5 protein-coding genes are annotated in these 6,113 nt (G+C 37.1%); 4 read left to right on the top strand and 1 reads right to left on the bottom strand.

Translation table 11 applies throughout. From position 1 onward, the window contains the following. Positions 1-15 precede the first annotated feature (15 nt). Complete coding sequence (mutY, locus tag ACESMA_RS06210) at positions 16-1,065, bottom strand: A/G-specific adenine glycosylase (protein ID WP_372947912.1); 1,050 nt, start codon at positions 1,063-1,065, stop codon at positions 16-18. A gap of 136 nt (positions 1,066-1,201) precedes the next feature. On the opposite strand from mutY, the gene ACESMA_RS06205 reads away from it, so the two are divergent. From ACESMA_RS06205 to ACESMA_RS06190, 4 genes are all read left to right on the top strand, one after another. Then, entirely contained in the window at positions 1,202-1,486 is a 285-nt protein-coding gene (locus ACESMA_RS06205) for an HU family DNA-binding protein (protein ID WP_372947911.1), read from the top strand. A gap of 213 nt (positions 1,487-1,699) precedes the next feature. Then, on the top strand, positions 1,700-3,250 hold the full coding sequence (locus ACESMA_RS06200) for a ribonuclease E/G (RefSeq protein WP_372947910.1): 1,551 nt from the start codon (positions 1,700-1,702) through the stop codon (positions 3,248-3,250). Between the two features lie 137 nt (positions 3,251-3,387). Then, positions 3,388-5,334, top strand: coding sequence for a protein-disulfide reductase DsbD family protein (locus ACESMA_RS06195; protein WP_372947909.1), 1,947 nt, complete (start codon positions 3,388-3,390; stop codon positions 5,332-5,334). Positions 5,335-5,445: 111 nt separating this feature from the next. Continuing rightward, positions 5,446-6,108, top strand: a complete 663-nt coding sequence (locus ACESMA_RS06190) for a cysteine hydrolase family protein (RefSeq protein ID WP_372947908.1) — start codon at positions 5,446-5,448, stop codon at positions 6,106-6,108. Positions 6,109-6,113 lie beyond the last annotated feature (5 nt).

The following is a 6,113-nucleotide window of genomic DNA, read 5'->3' as shown; positions in this document are numbered from 1 at the left end:
TTAGATTTATTTTTTTCAAAATAGTCGGTTTTTCTCTATTAAAAGTTCCATCAGCCGGGGTACGGCAAATTTTATAACATCTTCTTTTGTAACAGGAATCAGGCTTCCCCGGGGTTTAAAATCTTTATTAACTTCAATATGAATTAACCTGGCAAAAATTACCTGATGGCTGAGTATATGTTTTTGCTTGCCTGAAATATATTTGATATTATATGGAAAGCCATTTAAAAAAGATGGATTTAAAACTAGTATTTCTTTTTCGCTCAACTCATTTTCTGTTTCTACAAGAGGAAACTGATGGAGGTTCTTCCAAATATCATCTCCGGTACGTTTTTCCAGCCAGGTTTTTTCGCCTGATTCAATAAAATAGTAGTAGAAATACCGGGTGCGTTGCTTCAATTTTGGAGATTTTACCGGCAGGTTTTCCACTTGTTTTTTCTGAAAAGCAAAACATGTAGTTTTTACCGGACAAACTGAACAATCTGGTGATTTGGGAACACATTGCAAGGCGCCGAATTCCATGAGGGCCTGATTATGAAATCCCGGATTGTCGTTTGGAATTATTTCTTCTGCAAGTTTTAGAAATACCTTTTTCCCTTTTCCGCTGGCCGGTGAATCGAAAATGCCAAAATACCTCGCCAGAACACGATAAATATTCCCGTCGAGGGCAGGCCGTGGGAGCCCGAATGCGATAGATGCGATGGCTGCTGCTGTGTATGAGCCAATTCCTTTCAAAGCAAGAATATCGGTATAGTTATCAGGAAAAATTCCATGGTGTTTTTCATGAACCTCTTTTGCAGTAGCATGTAAATTGCGTGCCCGTGAATAATAACCAAGTCCCTGCCATAGTTTCAGTACCTCATCTTCATTAGCATTTACCAATTCTGTCAGAGTTGGAAACATTTTAATAAAATTGAGGTAATATGAAGTTCCCTGCTCAACGCGCGTTTGTTGAAGAATAATTTCAGAAATCCAAATTTTGTAAGGGTCCTGAGTATTTCTCCAGGGTAAATCGCGTTCATTTTTATTATACCATTTATATATTTTATATAAGAAATCATTCATTTTTTTGTAATTCCTTTAAAATCTTTCAGAAAAACAAAAATAAATTATTTGAAAAGCTTTTGGGTTATTAAATTATTTATATTTTTGCAGACCATAATAAACCGATTAATTTATTGATATTTAAATATTTTAAGACATGACAAAGGCAGATATTGTAAATGAAATCTCGAAAAACACAGGTATTGAAAAGGTAACTGTTCAAAAAACAGTGGAAGCCTTTATGGAAACCGTAAAAGATTCTTTAGCTAGTGGTAAAAATGTTTACTGCCGTGGTTTCGGTAGTTTTATAGTTAAGAAACGGGCAGAAAAGACCGCACGGAACATTTCCAAAAATACTACTATCATTATTCCGGCACATAACATTCCGTCGTTCAAACCCGCGAAAACTTTTGTGTCGAAAGTTAAAAACAACGTAAAGTAAGTAATTATGCCAAGCGGAAAAAAAAGAAAAAGACATAAAATGGCAACGCATAAGCGCAAGAAAAGATTGCGCAAAAACCGACACAAAAAGAAAAAATAGCTTTTTGTAGGGTTATTTAAGAAATAACAGATTAAACCTAAGGTAACATTATCTTAGGTTTAATCTGTTATAAATAGTACATTTGTTTTATTTAACAGTATTAATATTTAGGTTGTGAGTAGTGATTTAATTATAGACGTCACTCCTTCCGAAATTGTTATAGCATTACAGGAAAATAAAAAGCTTGTTGAATTAACCAGGGAAAAGAGCGGAGCCAGGTTTGCCGTTGGCGACATCTATCTTGGAAAGGTAAAAAAAATAATGCCAAGCCTGAATGCGGCATTTATTGATGTTGGGTACGAAAAAGATGCATTTTTGCATTATCTCGACATGGGGCCGCAATTTGCTACTCTGAATAAGTTTTTGCGAATAGTTTCTTCCAAAAAAACCAAAGTTACAACCATTTCAAAAATTCATTCCGAGCCCGATATCAATAAAGAAGGCAGGATAACAGAAATTTTGAAGGTTGGACAAAGTATTTTGGTGCAGGTGGCTAAAGAGCCAATTTCTACAAAAGGACCCCGACTTACTTCTGAAATATCGATTGCCGGACGTTTTATGGTATTAATGCCATTTAGCGATAAAGTTTCCATTTCGCAGAAGATTAAATCGAATGAAGAAAAAAGCCGCCTGAAAAAGCTTATTCAAAGTATCAAACCCCGAAAATATGGAGTAATTATACGTACCGCCGCAGAAGGTAAAAAAGTTGCCGAACTCGATCAGGAATTACGTGGTCTTGTTGATAAATGGGAAACCACTTTTCATAAATTAAAACGTGCAACCACGCCTTCCCTTGTAATTGGTGAAATGGACCGGGCCACCGCTTTGCTTCGCGATATTTATACCCCAAAATTTAACAGCATTATTGTGAATGACCAATCGGTTTGCAACGAGATAACCGATTACATAGGTAGCATTCAACCCGACAAAAAAAAGATAGTTAAACTTTACAAGGGAAGAAGGCCAATTTTCGAACATTACAGCATTGAAAAGCAGATAAAAGCTTCGTTCGGAAAAACTGTTTCTTTTAAAAATGGTGCCTATTTAATCGTTGAGCATACCGAAGCTTTTCATGTAATTGATGTAAACAGCGGGAATCGCGCAAAAACTGCAGGAGACCAGGAATCAAGTGCCCTGGAGGTAAACCTTGCAGCCTGTGTTGAAATTGCCAGACAATTGAGGTTGAGAGATATGGGTGGCATTATTGTCATCGATTTTATTGATATGCATGTACAGTCTAACCGGCAAAAGGTTTTCGACCACATGAAAGAAATTATGGCCGATGACCGTACCAAGCATAATATTTTACCGCTGAGTAAATTTTGCCTGATGCAAATTACAAGGCAACGGGTTCGCCCTGAGGAAATTATTGAAACGGCAGAAAAATGTCCCACCTGCAACGGCAGTGGAAAAATTATGCCTACCATTTTGTTTGCCGATGAGTTGGACAGTAAAGTAAAATATATTTTAAAAGATTTGAACAAGAAAAAACTGGTGATTTCTGTTCATCCCTATATTGCTGCATACCTGACCAAAGGATTGAAAAGTGTCAGAAACAGATGGTTCCTGCAATTTTATAAATGGGTGAAAATTGAATCCAATAATTCTCTCTCGTTTCTCGAATACCACTTTTACGATGAAAATATGGAGGAGATTATTTTATAAAAGAAAGCCGGTTTAAATTGCCGGCTTTTTTATAGCGGATACTTACCAATTTTTAAGGGGAACAATAGAAAATGATAATTGTTATATTGAAATATATACATTTGTAGATGTTTTTGTGAAACAAAAGAATAAAAAAAATGAAGAAACTGACTTTTATATTTTTAGCTTATTTTATCACATTTTCGGCATTTTCCCAGATTATAGAACCAATAAAATGGACGTTTGATTCCAAACAAAACGGGAAAGATGTTGAATTAATTTTTGAAGCCAGCATTGATGAAAACTGGCATTTGTACGATACCTACCTGCCGGAAGGTGGGCCAATCGCTACCCAGATAGTTTTTGAAGATTCAACGCTGTTCGATTTTGTTGGGGAACTTCAGAAAGATCCTCAGCCCGTAGAAAAGTTTGATAATATTTTTCAGCTAAATCTTCGTTTTTTTAGTGAAAGAGCTACTTTAACCCAAAATATCAGGTTAAAATCTGATAATCCGGTTGAAATAAAAGGTTACGTTTTATTTATGGGATGTGATGATGAAATGTGCCTTCCGCCGAATGAAGCAGAGTTTACTTTTCAATTTAACGGAAACAGTTCATCTCAGCAGGCTGCAATTTCCGGGAGCGGTGAAAACAGTGTTTCAGGTACAACTTCGGGTTCAGCAAGCGGACAAACGCTGTGGCTTTTTATTTTAATTTCGGCATTGGCTGGCTTTGCCGCCATTTTAACACCCTGTGTTTTTCCCATGATTCCCATGACGGTTTCATTTTTTATGCGCGGAAGCGATAACCGTGGAAAAGCTATTCGTAATGGTTTGTTTTTCGGATTGTCAATTTTGCTTATATTTTCTTTGCTTGGAGCTTTATTTACATTTGGCCTGTTTGGTCCGAATGTGGGTAATATATTAAGTACACACTGGATTCCCAACCTTTTGTTTTTCCTGTTGTTCCTGGTTTTCGCCATTTCTTTTTTCGGCGCTTTCGAAATAGTTTTGCCGAGCAGCCTGGTGAATAAAACCGATTCAAAAGCAGAACAGGGCGGATTGGTTGGTGCTTTTTTTATGGCACTTACCACGGTAATTGTTTCTTTTTCGTGCACAGGTCCTTTTATTGGTGCGTTAATTATTGAAGCTGTTCAGGACGGAGGAATGCGCCCGTTAGTCGGCATGTTCTTTTTCGGGCTGGCTTTTGCGTTGCCTTTCACTTTGCTGGCAATTTTCCCGTCGGCACTGAATAAACTGCCAAAATCGGGTGGCTGGCTGAATTCCATTAAAGTGGTTTTCGCCTTTATTCTGGTTGCTTTCGGTTTAAAATTTCTGAGCAACATCGACCAGGTTTACGGGCTCAATTTCATTAGCAGGGAAATTTATCTGGCCATTTGGATTGTATTGTTTTTCCTTCTGGGAATGTATTTTCTGGGTAAAATCAAATTTTCGCACGACAGTGATTTACCGTACATTGGAACCGGACGATTGTTTTTATCTGTAGCTACATTCACTTTTGTTATTTACCTTTTTACCGGATTATTTGGTGCTCCGCTGGCGTCCATTTCGTCATTGCTTCCGCCTCAAAGTTCAGGGCACTCGTACTTTCAGGCAGGCCCGGCAACTTCGGGGCAAAACGTTCAGAATGAACTTTGCGGACCGGCAAAATATGCAGATAAATTGCACCTGCCCCACGGTTTAAACGGCTATTTCGAATATGAACAGGGAATGGCTTGTGCCAAAGAACAGCAAAAACCAGTTTTCCTTGTATTCAAAGGTCATGCCTGTGCCAATTGTAAAAAGATGGAAAACGGGGTTTGGACAGACCCGCGTTCATTGAAGATGCTTTCTGAAGATTACGTTATTATTGCACTTTATACCGACGACAGAACAAAATTGACTGAAAATGAGTGGATTACTTCAAATGTGGATGGGAAAGTAAAAGATACTATGGGCAAAAAGAATCTTGATTTTCAGATTGATAAATATGCAACCAACAGCATCCCATTTCATGTAATTATTGAACCCGACGGTACCGAGCATAAATTAGGGGTAACTTTTGAAGAAGATGAATTTGTCTCTTTTCTAGAAAGAGGCTTATAATGAATAGAATAATGTTGAATAAAAAGCCCGGGAGATTTTTTTTCCGTGCTTTTTGTTATCATTTTTTAACACTAATTCTTTTCAACCACTTTTCATTATGAATATCTTTAAATGAATTTAATAAGAGGAAAAATGGATTTAACAAACTGGTTATTTTGGAATGTTGACACCCAGATTGATTTCGTTTATCCACGTGGAAAATTATATGTTCAGGGCGCAGAAGAATTACGTCCGCAATGGAAAGAGTTGACTGAACTTGCTAAAGAAAATTCGATAAGGGTTGTGAATACGGCAGATTATCATTACCCAAACTCTGCAGAACTTGATTCATCTCCCGATTTTGTAAATACTTTTCCTGAACATTGCATGGCTGGCACCCGCGGGGCAGATTATATAAGGGAAACAGACCCGGAGGATTCCATTATTTTCGACTGGGATAAAGAATATTTAATTACGCCCGAATTTTTTAGCAGTGCAGAACACAGGAATTTTATTATAAGGAAAGATGCATTTGATGTTTTTGACGGGAATCCGATGACAGATACTATTTTAAAACAACTGAATCCTGATACAGTTATAGTTTATGGTGTTACTACAAATGTTTGTGTGGATGCAGCAGTGAAAGGTCTTGTGAAAAAAGTTAATAGGGTTTATGTGATAAAAGATGCCATTAAAGAATTACCTAACATTCCGTTACCTTTTGATGCGTGGAAAAAAAAGGGTGTTAAGATGATTACGTTGGCGAAATTGAAAAATTTGATGGTGAAAAATTGAAGTAT

This window comes from Mariniphaga sp., from assembly GCF_041687215.1.
In the GTDB taxonomy this organism is placed as follows: Bacteria; Bacteroidota; Bacteroidia; order Bacteroidales; family Prolixibacteraceae; genus Mariniphaga.
Note: the sequence above shows the minus strand (reverse complement) of the source record. Positions and strands in the feature narration are given on the sequence as shown.